The organism is Christensenella intestinihominis, from assembly GCF_001678845.1.
Lineage (GTDB): Bacteria > Bacillota > Clostridia > Christensenellales > Christensenellaceae > Christensenella > Christensenella intestinihominis.
Genome location: NZ_MAIQ01000007.1, coordinates 1 through 16,044, shown reverse-complemented (window position 1 = coordinate 16,044; position 16,044 = coordinate 1). Strand labels below are relative to the sequence as shown.

The 16,044-nt window shown below is 52.1% G+C and carries 10 protein-coding genes and 1 pseudogene; 4 read left to right on the top strand and 7 right to left on the bottom strand.

Annotated elements, in window-relative coordinates:
• Window positions 1-44 precede the first annotated feature (44 nt).
• Window positions 45-929 (bottom strand): glycyl-radical enzyme activating protein, encoded by an 885-nt coding sequence (locus BBD38_RS09965; RefSeq protein WP_066687673.1) that lies wholly within the window; start codon window positions 927-929, stop codon window positions 45-47.
• Window positions 930-933: 4 nt separating this feature from the next.
• Window positions 934-3,174: a pyruvate formate lyase family protein gene (locus BBD38_RS09960; protein ID WP_082989602.1), complete on the bottom strand. Its 2,241-nt coding sequence runs from the start codon at window positions 3,172-3,174 to the stop codon at window positions 934-936.
• A 133-nt stretch (window positions 3,175-3,307) separates the two neighbouring features.
• Here BBD38_RS09960 and BBD38_RS09955 point away from each other — a divergent pair, with 133 nt between their 5' ends.
• From BBD38_RS09955 to BBD38_RS09940, 4 genes are all read left to right on the top strand, one after another.
• A complete protein-coding gene (locus BBD38_RS09955; RefSeq protein ID WP_082989601.1) occupies window positions 3,308-4,420 on the top strand; it encodes a LacI family DNA-binding transcriptional regulator in 1,113 nt (370 codons plus the stop codon).
• Window positions 4,421-4,866: 446 nt separating this feature from the next.
• Window positions 4,867-6,420, top strand: coding sequence for a sensor domain-containing diguanylate cyclase (locus tag BBD38_RS09950; RefSeq protein WP_066687665.1), 1,554 nt, complete (start codon window positions 4,867-4,869; stop codon window positions 6,418-6,420).
• A 7-nt stretch (window positions 6,421-6,427) separates the two neighbouring features.
• Window positions 6,428-9,148: a putative bifunctional diguanylate cyclase/phosphodiesterase gene (locus BBD38_RS09945; protein WP_066687662.1), complete on the top strand. Its 2,721-nt coding sequence runs from the start codon at window positions 6,428-6,430 to the stop codon at window positions 9,146-9,148.
• Between the two features lie 67 nt (window positions 9,149-9,215).
• On the top strand, window positions 9,216-10,688 hold the full coding sequence (locus tag BBD38_RS09940) for a GntR family transcriptional regulator (protein WP_066687658.1): 1,473 nt from the start codon (window positions 9,216-9,218) through the stop codon (window positions 10,686-10,688).
• Window positions 10,689-10,761: 73 nt separating this feature from the next.
• Here BBD38_RS09940 and mutM read toward each other — a convergent pair whose 3' ends face one another.
• The 5 genes and pseudogenes from mutM to BBD38_RS15200 all read right to left on the bottom strand — a co-directional run.
• On the bottom strand, window positions 10,762-11,595 hold the full coding sequence (gene mutM, locus BBD38_RS09935; protein WP_066687656.1) for a bifunctional DNA-formamidopyrimidine glycosylase/DNA-(apurinic or apyrimidinic site) lyase: 834 nt from the start codon (window positions 11,593-11,595) through the stop codon (window positions 10,762-10,764).
• 45 nt (window positions 11,596-11,640) lie between these two features.
• Window positions 11,641-12,810 (bottom strand): tRNA uracil 4-sulfurtransferase ThiI, encoded by a 1,170-nt coding sequence (thiI, locus tag BBD38_RS09930; protein ID WP_066688033.1) that lies wholly within the window; start codon window positions 12,808-12,810, stop codon window positions 11,641-11,643.
• A 67-nt stretch (window positions 12,811-12,877) separates the two neighbouring features.
• A complete protein-coding gene (locus tag BBD38_RS09925) occupies window positions 12,878-14,023 on the bottom strand; it encodes a cysteine desulfurase family protein (protein ID WP_066687654.1) in 1,146 nt (381 codons plus the stop codon).
• A gap of 201 nt (window positions 14,024-14,224) precedes the next feature.
• On the bottom strand, window positions 14,225-15,580 hold the full coding sequence (locus tag BBD38_RS09920; RefSeq protein ID WP_066687651.1) for a S1C family serine protease: 1,356 nt from the start codon (window positions 15,578-15,580) through the stop codon (window positions 14,225-14,227).
• A 327-nt stretch (window positions 15,581-15,907) separates the two neighbouring features.
• Window positions 15,908-16,044: pseudogene (locus BBD38_RS15200) on the bottom strand (sugar phosphate isomerase/epimerase family protein); the annotation flags it as partial.

Sequence of the window (16,044 nt, the reverse complement as noted above, 5' to 3'; positions counted from 1 at the left end):
CTCCTCTAAATTTTGAATGAGTAATATTACGCATTTGCGCAAACTTAAATTACTGTTGGTATAATCCCCATGCGTTCAATCCGTTTCAGCCGATCTTCCTGTCCGGACTGCGTATAGGCGGGGAAGAAGTGGGGCTCCTGTCCAAGTTCTCTGTATTTTTGTGTCCCAAAATCGTGATAGGGGCTTACTTCCAGATGTGTGATCCCGTACTCCAGCAACAAGGCACACATGCGGGAAATATTTTCGTCGTCATCGTTTGCTCCGGGGATCATAGGATACCGGACCTGAAGGGGGATGCCGCTCGAAACGGCAGCCGCAAAATTTGCAAGTATCTTTTCGTTCCCGACCCCGGTCAGTATTTTATGCTTTTCATTATCCATGTGTTTGAGGTCAAACAGCACGCCATCCATATGATGAAGCATTGTAAAAAAAATTTTTTCATCGCAATAACCGCAGGTATCGATGTATATGCTGACTCCTTTAAGCATGCCCGCAACCGCTTCTATGAATTCATATTGGAGCATCGGCTCCCCGCCGGAAAATGTCACGCCCCCGCCGCTTTTTTCATAGTAAATTCTATCGGCAAGAACGATATCCGCTGTTTCCTCCGGCGTACGGTCCGAACCGATCAGCGAAACGCAACCATAACAGCATGCATTTTCGCATTTTCCACAACCAATACACCTTTCCGTATGCAGCGTATGAATGCCGTCTTTCAGCACATGAACGCCTTGCGGGCATACTCTGCCACACAGACCGCACTTCCGGCAAAGCCTGCCGTTTATTTTGATCTGCGGTTCTGGCGAAAGGGCCTCGGGGTTGTGGCACCACTTACACCTTAAAGGACATCCCTTTAAAAATACCGTGGTACGCACTCCCGGACCGTTGCCTATGGAAAACCGCTGGATATCGAAAATTCTTCCTGTCATTTTTCTAAAGCTCTGTGCGGTCGATCATTTCCCGCTGCTGTTCCGGCGAAAGGGAAACAAAATAAGCGCTATAGCCCACTACCCGCACAAGCAGGTTTTTATGCTTCTCCGGATGCTCGACAGCATCCTCCAGTGTTTCTCTTCCAATGACATTAACCTGCGCGTGCATACCGCCCTTATCGAAATAACCTTCTAGCAGCGTCCCAAGATTCCGGTAGCCCTTTTCGCCCTGGAACAGCCGGGGCTGGAATTTCACGTTGATGCCACCGCTCGGCGTTTGGTCGAAAGGTAGCTTGGCAACACTGTTGAACATCGCGGTAGGACCGTTTGCTTCCGTTCCGTAGACAGGGGACTGGCTTTCGCTTATTTCCTCTCCCATAAAGCGGCCATCCGCACTGGCGGCGCATTTTTTACCAAACTCCCTGTGATGCCAGAGTGAATAAATACTGGGATAGAGCTTTCTTCCGGTATCGGTATGAGCTGCTTTTTTCAGTTCTTCCACAAATATGCGAGCCACACGACAGGCTATTTCGTCAACCTCGCTATCATCATTTCCAAACTTAGGGAATCGTTCCTTGACATAATTTCGAAGATATTCTTCCCCTTCCCAGTTGCTTTTCAGAAGCTCGACAAACTCCGTGAGGGTAAACCTTTTCTCTTCAAACACAAGCCTGTTAACCGCATAGAGGGAATTGGCTACCGTTGCCAAGCCTACAAAATGATTATTGATATGTTTTTGCAGGCTTCCTTTATCGTTCATACTGGAAGCGCGGTCGATGCAATCCGTCATGAGGATCGATTCAAAGCTGAATGGTTTGAGTTCCATCCAATATTGGTCGCTTCGTTCCACATGGGCCACCGTTTTACGAATCCCGTCCCGCATCTGTAGACGAAGCGCATCAAAAAGGTCTTCCATATTTTTTAGTTTGCAAGGCGATGCCGTGACCGCGCCCTGCACGCGTCCTGTTATCATACAGGCTCCGCTGTTCATTGCGTATTCAAGATATTTGGGGCCGCAATGCCACGCCTCGCGCAGTTCATCTTCATGGCCGGGCAAAAAACTGTTGTTACAGCCGTAATATCCGTAATCGTATGCAATTTCACGCGATACTCCGCTATTGATAAGGGCAGGAATCACCACATGGTCATTAAAATAGCTTGGATACCCAAGACCGGAGGCCGTAATCTCAACCGCCCGGTCAAAAAATGCCCGGTCGATATTTTTGTGGTAACGTATATTTACCGTAGGTTGCTTGACCTTCAATTCGTTCACCGCTTCGATCGTCAGCCAGGAAACATCATTGGTCATATCATTCCCGTGTTCGTCCATTCCTGCCAGAATCACATACTGTAAGCTATTGACGCTTAGAACCCGCTTTGACTTATAAGCTTCCCAGCTATAGCCGATTACCTCGTTCGTTTTGATGAACAGGCATTCCAGGAGCTCGAGGGCTTTTTCGCATGTTAACCGTCCTTCCCGGATGTCCTTTCGGTAATAAGGATACAGGTACTGATCCAGCCGCCCATAAGCATAATCTCTGGCGCCGCATACCGTTTGCAGCACCAGCATACAAAACCATACCAACTGGAGAGCCTCACGGAACGTCGATGCTCCACCTCTTGAAAGATTCCTGCATATTTCCGCAATTTCTTCCAAACGTGCTTTCTCCTGCCCCGTTGCCGTTCGGCTCTCCTGTTCCGCACAAGCTGCGTATCTGGCAATGAACGAGCTCATGGAATTTGCAGCAATTATTGAGTTTTCCAGAAATTCTATCTGCTCTTCCGTTAAATTTCCTGCCGCCATTCGCCTTTCGGCTTCCTGCCCGATACCGTAAAAGCCTGTTTCCAGAACGTGCTCCCAATCAGGTATGCAGTGTCCATAGGAATTGAACCATGCAGGCGCAAACCTCTCGTCACTGTCGGTAATTTCTATAATTTTAAGTGGATCGAATGTAAAAAGTTCGGTTACTTTAAAGTTATACCGCGCACATTGCCGCGCAAACTCTTCCTCCTGCTGCTCCGACAGCAGCTCTTCTCGGGCCATGCCGACAATCAGTTCCTGTTCACGGATCGCAACCGTCATTCCGTCCAGCATATGCCGGAAGCACATCACATATTTTTTCCCGTTATCAGCATTTCTATATTTTTCCTCCGCTTCCAAAAGAAGCTTCACCCGTTCAAAAAAAACGTTCTGATCGCTGATGGATTCCATCTGCTGTTTCAAAAACCTGACTCTGTCAGTCATTTTCCTGCTCCTATTAACTTTTGTATTTGGAAATTAAAATGTTTGCGCAATCGTTAAGCTTAACGTTAAGCTTAACGATTGACTATAAATTATCACATATTTAAATACTTGTCAATATGTTAAATTCCGGAACATGAAAAAAATTACGCAATCGTTAACATTGCCTATTGACAGAACCTTCCATGCCTCCTATGATAAAAAAAGAATCAGTCATGATTCGATAAATGAAATGGAGGATTCTAAATTCCATCCCATGGACAAAAAGACAACTTTAAAAGATATTGCTGCGATCTGCAATTGTTCTGTTACCACGGTTTCCCGGGCATTGAAAAAAAGCCCTACGATTTCCAAGGCGATGCAGCAAAGGGTCAGCGAGACAGCGCAAAAACTGGGATATATTCCCAATTCCCTTGCAACGAGCATGCGGACGGGTTCAACCAATACCATTGCAGCCTGTCTCCAAGATTTCAGGAATCCATTTTTTGCGGCGATTGCCAAATATATCGAAAGCTATTCACGTAAACAGGGATATTTTTCCCTGTTTACCACGACAAACGAGCAACCGTCTCATGAATACGAGGTTTGTAAATCCCTTTTGGAAAAAAATGTAGACGGGATTTTGTTTTTCCCCATCCAGCGGGATACCAAGGCGGTGGAATTATTGATTCAGCAACATATCCCACTTGTTCTCGTAGGCCGTTATTTTGATGAGATCGATACGGATTATGTAATTTCTGACGATGCTCAGGGCGCTTATCTGGTGACGAAGCACCTGATTTCTAAAAATGCTAAAAACATTCTATTTATGAACGTATCGAATTCAATTTCTTCTGCCCGGAACCGTGAAATCGGATATTTGCGCGCACTTTGCGAACACGGACTTACCCCCCATGTCTTAGAAGGGTCCATGGAATACGGCAAAACACGGGAAGCGATTATGGATATGGCGGATTCTTTGCGCCATTATGACGCGATTATTACTTTCTGTGATATTATGGGATTTGAGGCGTATCATACGCTTTCTGGAATGGGTTACCGGATTCCGAGCGATATTATGCTTGCAAGCCTTGACGGACTCCAGCAGGATATCATTCTTCCCATAGAGCTGACATGCGCGGGAACCAATCGGCGCTTGATGGTGGAAAAGTCCGTCAATCTGCTACTTGACAAAATCAAGGGATGTTCCACGGATGAAAAGCAGCATATCATGATAGAACAATACCTTCTGGAAGGCAGTACAACCTAGGGTTCATGGTTCCGGAATCCGCAAGAGCAAAAACGTCCCGCCGGTTATGCGGGCGTCACAAAAGCATAAACGGCGTAATCCTCTTGGGTTGCGCCGTTTTATACTGCAGATAAAATCCGAATCATATTGATTTGTGCCGTCCCTGATGTTATAATTATATGGCATAGGTTCCAAGAGCGGGCAAGCGAATGCTTCAACCGGTTGGAAGGGCCCCTGCAGGAAGAATAGCCGCAGCAATGCCGCGTTTTCCGCAGGTTTTCTTTCCCGGTGGAACACCGCCCTGCTTTTGGTAACTTGGCGCATTAAAACAATACTATACTTGTATTATTTTATTTTTTGCTGCATAAACGAGAGTTGAAATTCGTGTCAAAGCGTGCTATGCCCGCATGGGCAGGGATTATGGGAGACGTATTCCACATAACGGGCCCAGGGAGGCGAAAACTTTTATGAAAAAAAACTTCCAAACCAGAAACAGCAGTGCTTTCCGGATATCTTTTTCCCCGATCCTGCGCTACAGCGTCGTGTTCTGCCTGCTGGTAGTATTGGTTATTATGCTGGGCGGCGCCGCCCTTACCTTCCGGCAAATGAAATCCGACGCCACGGCTTCTCTGGCCAGCGTACATGCGCAAATTTCGCAGCGGATCGACGAATCCATTACCCTCCTGGAATCGCTCGCGGCCCTGCCGGAATTTTATGATCCCGGGGTTCCTCCGATTGAGAAGGTGCAAAAGCTGGACCAGATGTCCCCCTATTTCGGATATTTGATGATCTGTTATGTGGATTCGGATATCACGGTATATTCCGACGGCTCCGAACCGGCCAGCCTTGCGAGCCGTGACTATATGCAAAGGCTGTTCTCCACAGGAGAGAGGCAGGTTACGGACAGCTTTGCCGCCGGCGCAGACGGCGTAACGCTCAATTACACCGTAGCCGTTCCTCTGTTTGACAAGCAGCAAAATATTACCGGATGCCTGTTTTGCGCGATCTATTTTGATGAAATTTCCGAAATCCTGGAAAAATCCGCGGCCATCAACGGTTCCGAAGCGACGTTGATCGGAACCCAGGGCCAAATCATGTCTTCCACCGCCGGTCTGCCCTATGGCGACCCGATGATGAATGAAATACAGGACGCCACCCTGTTCGGCACCACGGCGGACCAATTGCAGGAACAGCTTCTGGCTATGGTTCCCGGCGATTACTGGAGCATCCAAAACGGAGGCGTTTACTATACCGCTTACCAGCGCGTGGAAAATACGGGATGGGACATCCTTTGCTCGGTCAATTTCTGGACGGCGTTTTCAGGAATCCTTCCCTCCCTGCTGCTCGTTTCGGGGCTCACCGTGCTGCTGTGCTTAAGCCTGCTTCTTGTTTTGCGGCGTTATATCGCCAGGCAAATGGAGGTCGTGGACGTCCTCGTACATTCCGTGGAGGAACTGGAGAAAAAGATTTACCAGGACGAACGCCCGGACGATATGGACTTCAATGAAATCATACGCCTCACGGGGAACGGCCTGTCCGACTCCCTGACAGGTGTGGTGACCCGGTCCGTTTTCCTGAGCCAGGCGGATGCGCTCCTGAAAAAAATCGATCCCGGCCTGGTCAGCGCCCTATGCTTTGTGGATATGGACAACCTGAAATATATCAACGACACCTACGGCCATAACGGCGGCGACGTAGCGCTCAAAAGCATTGGCTATATCCTGCGCGAATATGAAAAGAAATATAACGGCGTAGTCGGCCGGTACGGCGGCGACGAATTTGTACTGTTGCTGACCGACCTGGACGATGAAACCGAGCTGCGCAGCGTGCTCGACGAGCTGGCGCTCCGCCTTCATTCGGAAATCGGTTCGGCAGGGCAGCATATCTCCGTCCAGTGCAGCATCGGCGTAGCCCTGTACCATCCCGGTACGGATTTGCAGCAGCTGATTGCCAGGGCAGACGAGGCATTGTATTTCGTCAAGAAAAACGGAAAAGGATATTATAAGATTCATAACAGTTGAGGTGCGCATGAAAGCAACGGGTAAAAGGCGGCTTTTCGCCTGTATTATAATTGCGGTAATCCTGGCCCTGACCGCGGCGCTGGGCCTTGCCGCCGCGGGGGCTCTGGTCGATATACGCCGCGAGGAAGCCGGGAATATCCTCCGGTTTTGCAACGACAGCATGATGCTCAGGCTGCAAAAGGACCTGAACGCGGCTGATACGTTTGCCCAAATTGCCCATACAATGAATGGTTCCGACGCCGCATGGTTTGAAAAAGCCACAGCGCCGCTGCTTCAGCGCGAAGAAGTGCGTTATGTTTGCCTCGTGGAGGGGGATACCGTCGTAAGCGCGCTTCCCGCCGACGTTTACGGCGATCAGGCCGGGCGCGATTTAAAGGACTTTTCTTATATTTATACGCTGTCAAAGGTTGTTAAGGAACCTGTGGTCGAAGGGCCGGTTTCCCTCGACGGGGACAGCAGCGGACAGCAGGTGTTTTTATTTTTACAGCCTTTTGTGGAGGAGGGCGCTTACCTCGGGCAGGTGATTGTGGCATTGGACCGCGACTATGTCCTGCGGCAGCTTGGCCTCGGCTACCTGTCTGAACACGGCTACGATTATGAGCTGTGGCGGGTTGAACCGCAGGACGGCGTAAAAGACGTGGTCGCCGCCTCCCGGCAGGATATCGATTTTTCCCAGGCCGTAAAAACAAGTTTTTACCTGCCGACGCAGTGGACGCTCAGCATCCAGCCTTCTTCCGGCTGGATCAGTCCGGCCCAAATCTCCGGGATTACTTTGAACTGTCTTTTGATGGCGGGGCTCGCGCTTTTCCTGGCCTATTCACTGGATAAACTGTTCCGCTGTAACCATACCCTAAAACGGCTTGCATCAAGGGACAGCCGAACCGGCCTGTACAGTAACGCGGGTTTTACCGCCGAGCTCGACCGCTGGCTTTCCGAAGATGGGAGCCCCATCGTATTGTTTTATTTTGTTTTCGAGGGATATAACCAAGCCGCACAAATAATCGGCTATGAGGAAGAATCCGTCTTTTTGCAAAGTATTCCCCAGCGGTTACAAAATTTTATCGAGAGTCCTTTTATTGCCGGGCGCCTGGGCGACGGTAATTTCATATTGGCTGTCCGGGAGGACATGAATGAAATGCAGCAGGAGGATTTTGCACGGGGCTTATCGATTGAGCTCCTGCTGAAAATCCGTCTGGGCAATGAAAAAAGCTTTTTAACGGCCCGATACCAGTATAAACCGTGCCAGGCTGGCAAAGACTGGGCGGAGGAGGAAATCACTTCGCTGGTCCGCGCTTATTACGCCCACCGCTCCCAGGAGTCCCCCGTGCGCAGGCTGACCGAAAAATGCCGCCGGCTGATCGAAGGAAAAAACGACGTTACCTTTGACGAATATACCGACCTCGAAATGATGGAACTGTCAAAAACCTTTAACCAATACCGCAAGCAGGTCGAACAGCTTGCATATTTTGATCCTGTATTCAACGTGGGCAACCGTCCAAAATTTTTACGGGATGCGCATATGCTCATCTCTTACGACAGGAAACGGCGGTTCCAACTGTTCTGCATCGATATCTGCTCCTTCAGCCAATATAATGAACTTTTCAGCGCAGACGTCGGGGACGCGATCCTGCAGGAGGTTATAGACCGTTTATCACAGTTGTTCGGAACCTATTTATACCGGATCAACGGCGACGTGTTCCTCGGGATTTCCCTGTCCGGTGAAAACGGGGAAGCCTTTGCGGGCAGGCTCCAGGCGCTTCTTTCCGCGCCCGTTTCAGCCGGGAACGCTTCTTTTACCCTGCAGGTGCGCGTCGCTGTCTGCGGATACCCGTCAAACGGCGACAGCCCCGAGCTGCTGCTTGACCGAATCCAGTCCGCGCTGCGCTACGCAAAGGAATTAAACAAAAAGGTAGTGGTTTATGACGATGCGCTCGACCAGCTGGTCCGTACGGAAGCCGATATCCTGCACCGGCTCCATGCCGCTATTTTGCAGGAAACGCTGGAAGTATGGTACCAGCCGATTATCCACGTAGAATCCGGGAGGTTTATCGCGGCGGAAGCGCTGGTGCGCCTGCCGGACGGGAAAGGAGGTTTCTTCTCTGCAGGGCAGGTGATCGCCCTCGCGGAACGCGGCGGAATGGTGGAAGATTTAGGAGATTATGTGCTCGGCTGCGCCTGCCGGTTCATGGCCGGGCACGGCCGCAAAGCGGGACTGGAGCATATAGGCGTCAACATTTCCGTCCAGCAGCTTCTCGTCGGGAACAGCGCCGACCATCTGCTTGGAATTATTCATGCTTCGGGCACGCCCGCCTCACAGATTACGCTGGAAATTACGGAGAGCATCCTGATCCAGTCCATCGAGCATGCATCCGCCACCCTGGATAAGCTGCGGCAGGCGGGCATTCGCATCGCCCTCGACGATTTTGGCGTAGGATACAGCAGCCTCAACTACCTCTCCAACCTGCCTGTGGATGTGATTAAAATAGACCGCTCGCTCACGCGCCAGATTAACACAAGCCCCAAACAGCACGCGCTTCTGCATTCCATCGTGGAAATGGCGGAAATCAATTCATTGACGGTTGTTTCCGAGGGCGTGGAAACACAGGAGGAGCAGCGGCTGATCGCCGCGTCCGGCGTGCAATATATCCAGGGCTTCTATTATGCACGTCCGCTGACGCAGGAAAAGCTGATTCAATTTTTGGACGAACAGAAGAATAAAGGTGAATAGCAAAACCCGGTAAAACCGTTTTTGAACCTGCGAATATGGTATAATAAACAAAACAGGCAGGGGAACTATGAAAAACGGTATCGTGCTCTACGAAAGAATCTACCATATCTTAAAAAATAAAATTGAATGCGGACTGCTTCCAAACGGCTCGAAGCTGCCTTCCCGTACGGAGCTATGCCGGGAGTTCGGCACCTCGGAAAAGACGATTCGGCGGGTGGTGAAGCTGCTTTCGGATCATGGCCTGGTTGAAACCGCGCAAAGGAAGCGGCCGACCGTTACCTGTCCGGATACGCCGGTGAAAGATCGTCCGGCTTCCCTGCACGAAGCCGACGCTACGGCCGCCGGCGACATCCTGAAAACAGGTATTTTCCTTTGTTATCCAACGATTCAACATGGAATGGAACTTTGCAGCGGCGCCGAATGGAGTATTCCCGGGGCCATCCTGGAAAAAATGAATCCGGGCCAGCCGACCGAATTCTGGCGGCTGTCAAACCGGTTTTGGCGTTTTTTTGTCGCCCGGATCGGCAACGACTTTATCCTGCGCGCCGTGGACAGCCTTGGGCTTTCCGAGCTGGACCCGCTTCCCGGCACCCTTGGGATCAGGACGGAGTATTATTCAAAGCTAAAAGAGCTTTTTCGCACCGTCAGGAACGGAGGAAGCCCGGAAAAAATCCATTTTGCGGACCTGTCGGAGCTTTACAGGTTCCTGCCGGACGGGGATAATTATACGCCGGTCTGCAAGGTTGTGTCCGATTCTCCGTTCCGGCTTGGTACAAAAGAACTGGGGCGCAGGATCAGCCGGGCGGAAGAGCGGTATTCCCGCGTTTACCTGGATATCCTCGGCTTGATCGTCATTGGCAAATACCGCCCCGGGGACCGGCTTCCCTCACACGCCGAGCTGCGCCGCATTTATGGGGTCAGCGTCGATACCACAATCAAAGCGATACAGTTGCTGCAAAAATGGGGGGTGGTTTCCGCCGCGCGGGGCAAGGGCATTTTTGTGGTAATGGGTCCGGAAGCCCTGGGCAAAATCCCCATTGACCCGGATTTGGTTTCCTATCATATCCGCCAGTACCTGGACAGTTTGGAGCTGCTGTCGCTTACCATCGACGGCGTCGCCGCCCATGCGGCATCCCGCGCCACAGCGGAAGAGGCAAGGCAATTGCGGGGCAGGATTGAAGATTTGTGGGAGCATTCCTACTTATACCAGCTTTCCCCCATCGTTTTGCTGGAATTCCTGACCGCCCATATTGAATATGGCGCGCTTCGGGCCATTTATAAGGTAATCCAGGAAAACTACCACATCGGAAGAAGCGTACCTGGGCTTTTGAGCCACACGAAAAACAGGTATAACCGCGAAATCCATGAACAGTGCATGCAGGCGGCGGAAGCTTTGGCAAGCAACGATTCCGGCGCCTTTGCAAAAAAGGCCGCAAAAATGTTCCGTTATACACACCAATTGATTACCGGTGAATGCAAACGCCTGGGATATTGGCAGCCCGCTATGCGGGTATATGACGGCTCTCTTTTATGGAAATAATTCCGCGTTTAAGCCTGTCGGCGGTTCATTCCGCATGATTTTTTGATGTGCATTTTTCTTCCGGCCCCGTCCGTCAGCGCCGTTTCTCCTTTTGGCAGCGCGGGCAGAATATGCTGCCCCGGCCCGCGATTACCGTGCGGCAAAGGGGCGCGCCGCATACGGGGCAGGGTTCGCCTTCGTGGCCGTAAACCTGCAAAAAGGGCGTATTGCGGTACTCGGTTCCGTTTCCCGCGAGGTATTCTTCGGGAGTGACGGCGTTCTTTTCAATAAAATAGCGCAGCCGTTCGGGAATATTTTCCGCAAGCCGCTTCCATTCCGCTTTGGAAAGGGAGTTCGCGGGCCGTTCCGGACGGATTTTTGATACAAAGAGAATTTCGTCGGCGTAAATATTTCCGATTCCGGCAACGATGCTTTGGTCGAGCAGGCATTCCTTGACGGCTTTCTTCCTTTGCCCGCACGAGGCCTGCAAATAAGCCGCGCTGAGCGCGGGGTCAAAGGGCTCCGGCCCCAGCTTATGCACGCCGCTTTCGGTATCCTCTTCCCCGTCCCGGACCAGCCAGAAGCGCCCGAAACGGCGGGGATCGACAAAGCGGAGCTCTGCCCCGTTATCCAGCCCGAACACGATATGCGTATGTTTTTCCTCCGGGAAAGCGGACGGCACAAGGAGAAGCCTGCCCGTCATGCGCAGGTGAAGGAGGATGCTCTTTCCTTCAAGGCGAATAAAAAGGAACTTGCCCCGCCTGTCCATGCCCTTGATACGGGCGCCGGCCACGCTGCTTTGGAACGCTTCCGCCGACGGATGGCTGATAATATCCGGGCGGTTCAGCCGCAGGCCTGTAATCGTCCGCCCGGCAAGCTGCGGTTCCAATACCCGCCTGATTGTTTCAACTTCCGGCAATTCCGGCATGATTTTCCCATTCCTTTCACATCCGGCTTACCAGCCGCGAAAAACTCAGCCGATTACGATATGCTCGGCCCCTTCCACGGCGGCGTCTACAAGCCCGTCGATATCGAGCACGCTTTCCGCTTCCACGATACGGTCGAGGTGCGGGCGCGTGAGCGGGTGCTTGGGCACAAACACCGTGCAGCAGTCCTCATACGGCAGGATCGAAGTTTCGTAGGTGCCGATTTTTTCCGCAATATCAATGATATCAATTTTATCCATGCCGATCAGCGGCCGGAAAACAGGCATCGACGTCACGCTGCTCGTGACATAGATGCTTTCCATCGTCTGGCTCGCGACCTGGCCGATGCTTTCCCCCGTAACGATCGCCCGGGCGCCGCATTTCTCCGCAAGCTTCTGCGCGATGCGCATCATGAAGCGGCGCATAATAATAACAAGCGCTTCGTGCGAGCACTTTTCATAAATCTGCATCTGGATATCCGTGAAGCTCACGACGTTCAGGTGAATTTTCCCGGCGTATTCCGAAACGATTTTCGCAAGGTCGATCACCTTTTGCTTGGCGGCTTCGCTGGTATAGGGGAAGCTGTGGTAGTGCACCGCGTTGATTTCCACACCGCGCTTTGCGATCATATAGCCCGCGACCGGACTGTCGATACCGCCGGACAGCAGGAGCATGGCGCGCCCGTTGGAATGCTGGGGCATGCCGCCCGCGCCGGGGATGATGTCCACATAGCCGTAGCATTGTTCGCGCACCTCGATATATACGTTAAAATCGGGATCATGCACATCCACCGCAAGCCCGGGAACGGCTTCCAGGATGCGCCCGCCGAGCTCGGCCGCAAGCTGCATGGAGGAAAGCGGGAACCGTTTATCAGCCCGTTTCGCCTGCACCTTGAAGGTCGCCGTTCGGAGGCCCTTTTTCGCCATATAATCCTGCGTGAGGCGGATCATCGCTTCAACCATCGAATCGATGTCCTTTTCCATTTCCACAGCGGGCGATACGGAATGCAGGCCGAACACCTTGGTGACCGCCTCGATTGCGCGGGGCATCTCTTCCTCCCCCAGGCCCGTTACATAAAAACGGCCGTAGCCCTTTTGTGTAACCGCGTTCGGGAAGTCCTTCAGCGCGCGTTTAATGGCTTTTAATTGCAACGACTCAAAATGAGGCCTGTTCTGGCCTTTCAGGTGTATTTCTCCGTAACGAACCAATAGTATCATATGATTTTCTCCAATACAAAATTTAACTTCATTTATCTTCGGAATCCTGGTTTTTCCGCAGCATATATTATTTTCGCATAAATTTTCGCAGCACGGCGGCATTTTTTGCGATTTCCCGCGCGGCAAAAACGGCTTCCTCTTCCGTATTGAAGGGCGAGAAGCTGATGCGCACCGCGCCCGCCGCTTCCTCCTGCGTGAGGCCGAGGGCCGCGGCAATCCTGCTTTTCCCCTTTTTGGAGGAGCAGGCCGAGCCCGTGGAAATGTATACGCCCGCCGCTTCCAGCGTATGGAGAAGGGTTTCCCCATTTACGCCCAGCACGGAAATGTTGACGATATGCGCGCATGCGTCCGCCTCGTTTTCCGGCGACAGGATCGTCACGTCCGGGATATTCCGGCATTCGTCCAGGAAGGCGTTCCGCAAAAGTTTGAAATGCCCGGGGGCGACGTTTTTCCCGAAATAATCCGCGGCCGCCGCAAAGGCCAGGATTCCAAGCGTGTTCTGCGTTCCCGAACGCAGGCCGTTTTCCTGCCCGCCGCCAAGGATATAAGGCTTCAGCGGCGCATGGTCCTTATAAAAAACAGCGCCCGTTCCCTTATGCGCGTGCAGCTTATGCGCGCTGACCGTATAATAGTCGATATTCGACGTGTTTTGCAGGCGTTCCTTGCAGAATGCCTGTACCCCGTCCGAGTGAAACATGGTTTGCGGATTTTTCGCTTTTACGAGCGCCGCAATCCGCTCGACGTCATTTTTGGCCCCGGTTTCATTATTCACGTGCATAACGCTGACAAGCGCGGTATTTTCGGTTACCGCCTCCGCGACCGCCTCCGGCGGCACCACGCCGTTTTTATTCGTCTTTACAAAGGTTACGCCGCAGCCCGCATTCTGCAGGAATTTGAAGCTTTCCTCCACACAGGGATGCTCCGCGCCGCCGCACACATAGTGCATATCTTTTTTCTGTTTTGCGCCGCGCAAAATAACCGTGTTCGCGCTTTCCGAACCACAGCTTGTAAAAAAGCACTTGTGCCCCTGCGCGCCGAACGCGTGCAGCAGGGTTTCTTTGGCCTCGTCGATCTGTTTTTGCACGCGCGTCGCGCTCGCGTACAGCGCGGAAGGATTCTGCCATCCGTCCGCGGCGTAGGCCGTATAAACTTCCTTTAATTCCTCGAGCGGCTTTGTGGTCGCCGCATTATCCAAATAAATTTCTTTCATCATCAAAAACAGCCCATACGATCCGTTTCAATTTTCAGGCCACGGGGCCCGTTACAAAATATTATAGCATATCCGCGAATCAAATTCTTTACCGTTTCATGCGAAAATTCCAGGGGAAGGCGGCGGACAAAAAAAGGCACGGTTTCCCGTGCCTTTTCCTCCAGTACTCTTTCCCCGCCGGGGGAAAGAAACGATTTACTTTTTTTAACCGAGGTTGTTCATATCCGCAAGGGTAAACTCTACGGAATATTCCCGGCCTTCCCGCCATACCTTGGCGCCGACCTTTTCCCCAACCGCTTTCTGGGACAATATGGGCATATCCGCACCGTTGGACAGGTCTACGCCGTCGATTTCCGTAATCACGTCGTTTTGCTGCAGGCCCGCCTGGTCCGCCGGGCCGCCTGCCGTCACATCCACCACGAGCGCGCCGCGCGGCGTATCCCACAGCTTCGCGTCCACATCGGAAATCAGGCTGTAGGTGATGCCGATGCCCGCGCGCGGAATGCTGCCGTTTTCAATCAGCTGCTGCGCGGTCTCGATTGCCCTATTGATCGGAATCGCATAGCCGACGCCTTCCGAGGTGAGCAGGTTCCCGTTTGCGTCGATCCCGGAGTAATATTTTTTAGCCGTATTAACGCCGATCACTTTACCGTCCTCGCCGACGAGCGGTCCGCCGGAATTACCCGCATTGATCGCCGCATCCGTCTGGATCATCTGCATTTTATTCCCGTCGAGGGCAATTTCCTGCTGCGCAATGCTTACATGCCCCACCGTAACGGAATTATTAAAGGTTTCCCCCCGGATATTGCCAATCGCCACCGCGAGTTCACCCGCCTTGACCGAATCGCTGTCGCCGATCGGCACCGCTTTGATGCCAAGGTTTTCCACCTTAATGACCGCGATATCCGTGGTGGAATCGCCGCCGATTTTTTCCGCGACATGCTCCTCGCCGTCCGGCGTTGTTACCTTGATAAGGTTGCCGTCCGCAACAACATGGTTGTTTGTGAGGATATATCCTTCCGTTTCGGAAATGACAAAGCCCGTCCCCGCGTCAAGCGCCTGTTCCACGGGTTCCTGCCCGGAAACAAGCTGCTTGTTGTAGGCCGTGATGCCGACCACGCTGCCCGAAATGTTTTCCGCAATTTCTACCGCCGGGTTCTGTATGTTCTGGATCGACTGTGCGTCTCCTCCGAGGGACGGCGTATCGCCGGTGCCCTGTTCCTGCGCCTGTTCTTCCTTGGTGGGAAGCTGCTGTACAGGCAGGGCGCTTTGCCCCGCGACTGCCGGCATAATGACGAAAGCCGTTAAAAGGCCGCCCGCAACGATTCCGGCGACCGCCGATACAAATACCTTGGGAAATTTCCGTTTCTTTTTCGGCGGTTTTGGCGTTCCGCCCTGCTGCCCGTCCATATTGGGCTGCGCCGTTTCCGGCTGCGGAGCCGCCCCGTAGCCATACGGAGGGGTTTGCTGCGGCTGTACCGGCGGCATATTGGGTTGCGCCGGCGGGACATTTGGCTGATTATTTTGCCCGTTAAAATTGTTGAATCCATTTTCGTTCATGAGCGTTCTGTCCTCCCTGTAAAATTACCATCAGAAATAATACCGAATAACCGTTCGATCTTTATTCATTATGTTACGCGGATTATGTGAAAAATATATGAACAAATTTTAAAGAAATATCAAAAACATCCATCGTTTTTCCCGCTGGCTATCATCATACCACAATTTCCGCCGTATTTATACAGGCGGACCGTTCCGCTTATGCCGCCGCGGTAAAAAACAAAGGCCCTCCCAAGGAAGGCCTTTGTCCGGAAATTATTTTCCCTGTTATGATGAGAGAGTGTTATGAGCGATTCTGTCTTTCGTAGGAGGAAAGCGCCGCCGTACTCATTCCACAAACTGTTTTTTCACAAATTGCAGCGATTCCCGGATGTCTGCGTCCATCTGTTCCTCGCTTGCACCCTCCGAGAGGTCCCGCCATATCTTGATGTCGCTTCCCACCGTGCCCCCCGGCTTCACGAACG

What these genes read in the sequence shown, in the direction of transcription:
- BBD38_RS09965 (WP_066687673.1), bottom strand. Translation starts at nt 929, where the DNA reads ATGACAGGAAGAATTTTCGATATCCAGCGGTTTTCCATAGGCAACGGT.
- BBD38_RS09960 (WP_082989602.1), bottom strand. Translation starts at nt 3,174, where the DNA reads ATGACTGACAGAGTCAGGTTTTTGAAACAGCAGATGGAATCCATCAGC.
- BBD38_RS09955 (WP_082989601.1), top strand. Translation starts at nt 3,308, where the DNA reads ATGAAAAAAATTACGCAATCGTTAACATTGCCTATTGACAGAACCTTC.
- BBD38_RS09950 (WP_066687665.1), top strand. Translation starts at nt 4,867, where the DNA reads ATGAAAAAAAACTTCCAAACCAGAAACAGCAGTGCTTTCCGGATATCT.
- BBD38_RS09945 (WP_066687662.1), top strand. Translation starts at nt 6,428, where the DNA reads ATGAAAGCAACGGGTAAAAGGCGGCTTTTCGCCTGTATTATAATTGCG.
- BBD38_RS09940 (WP_066687658.1), top strand. Translation starts at nt 9,216, where the DNA reads ATGAAAAACGGTATCGTGCTCTACGAAAGAATCTACCATATCTTAAAA.
- mutM (WP_066687656.1), bottom strand. Translation starts at nt 11,595, where the DNA reads ATGCCGGAATTGCCGGAAGTTGAAACAATCAGGCGGGTATTGGAACCG.
- thiI (WP_066688033.1), bottom strand. Translation starts at nt 12,810, where the DNA reads ATGATACTATTGGTTCGTTACGGAGAAATACACCTGAAAGGCCAGAAC.
- BBD38_RS09925 (WP_066687654.1), bottom strand. Translation starts at nt 14,023, where the DNA reads ATGATGAAAGAAATTTATTTGGATAATGCGGCGACCACAAAGCCGCTC.
- BBD38_RS09920 (WP_066687651.1), bottom strand. Translation starts at nt 15,580, where the DNA reads ATGAACGAAAATGGATTCAACAATTTTAACGGGCAAAATAATCAGCCA.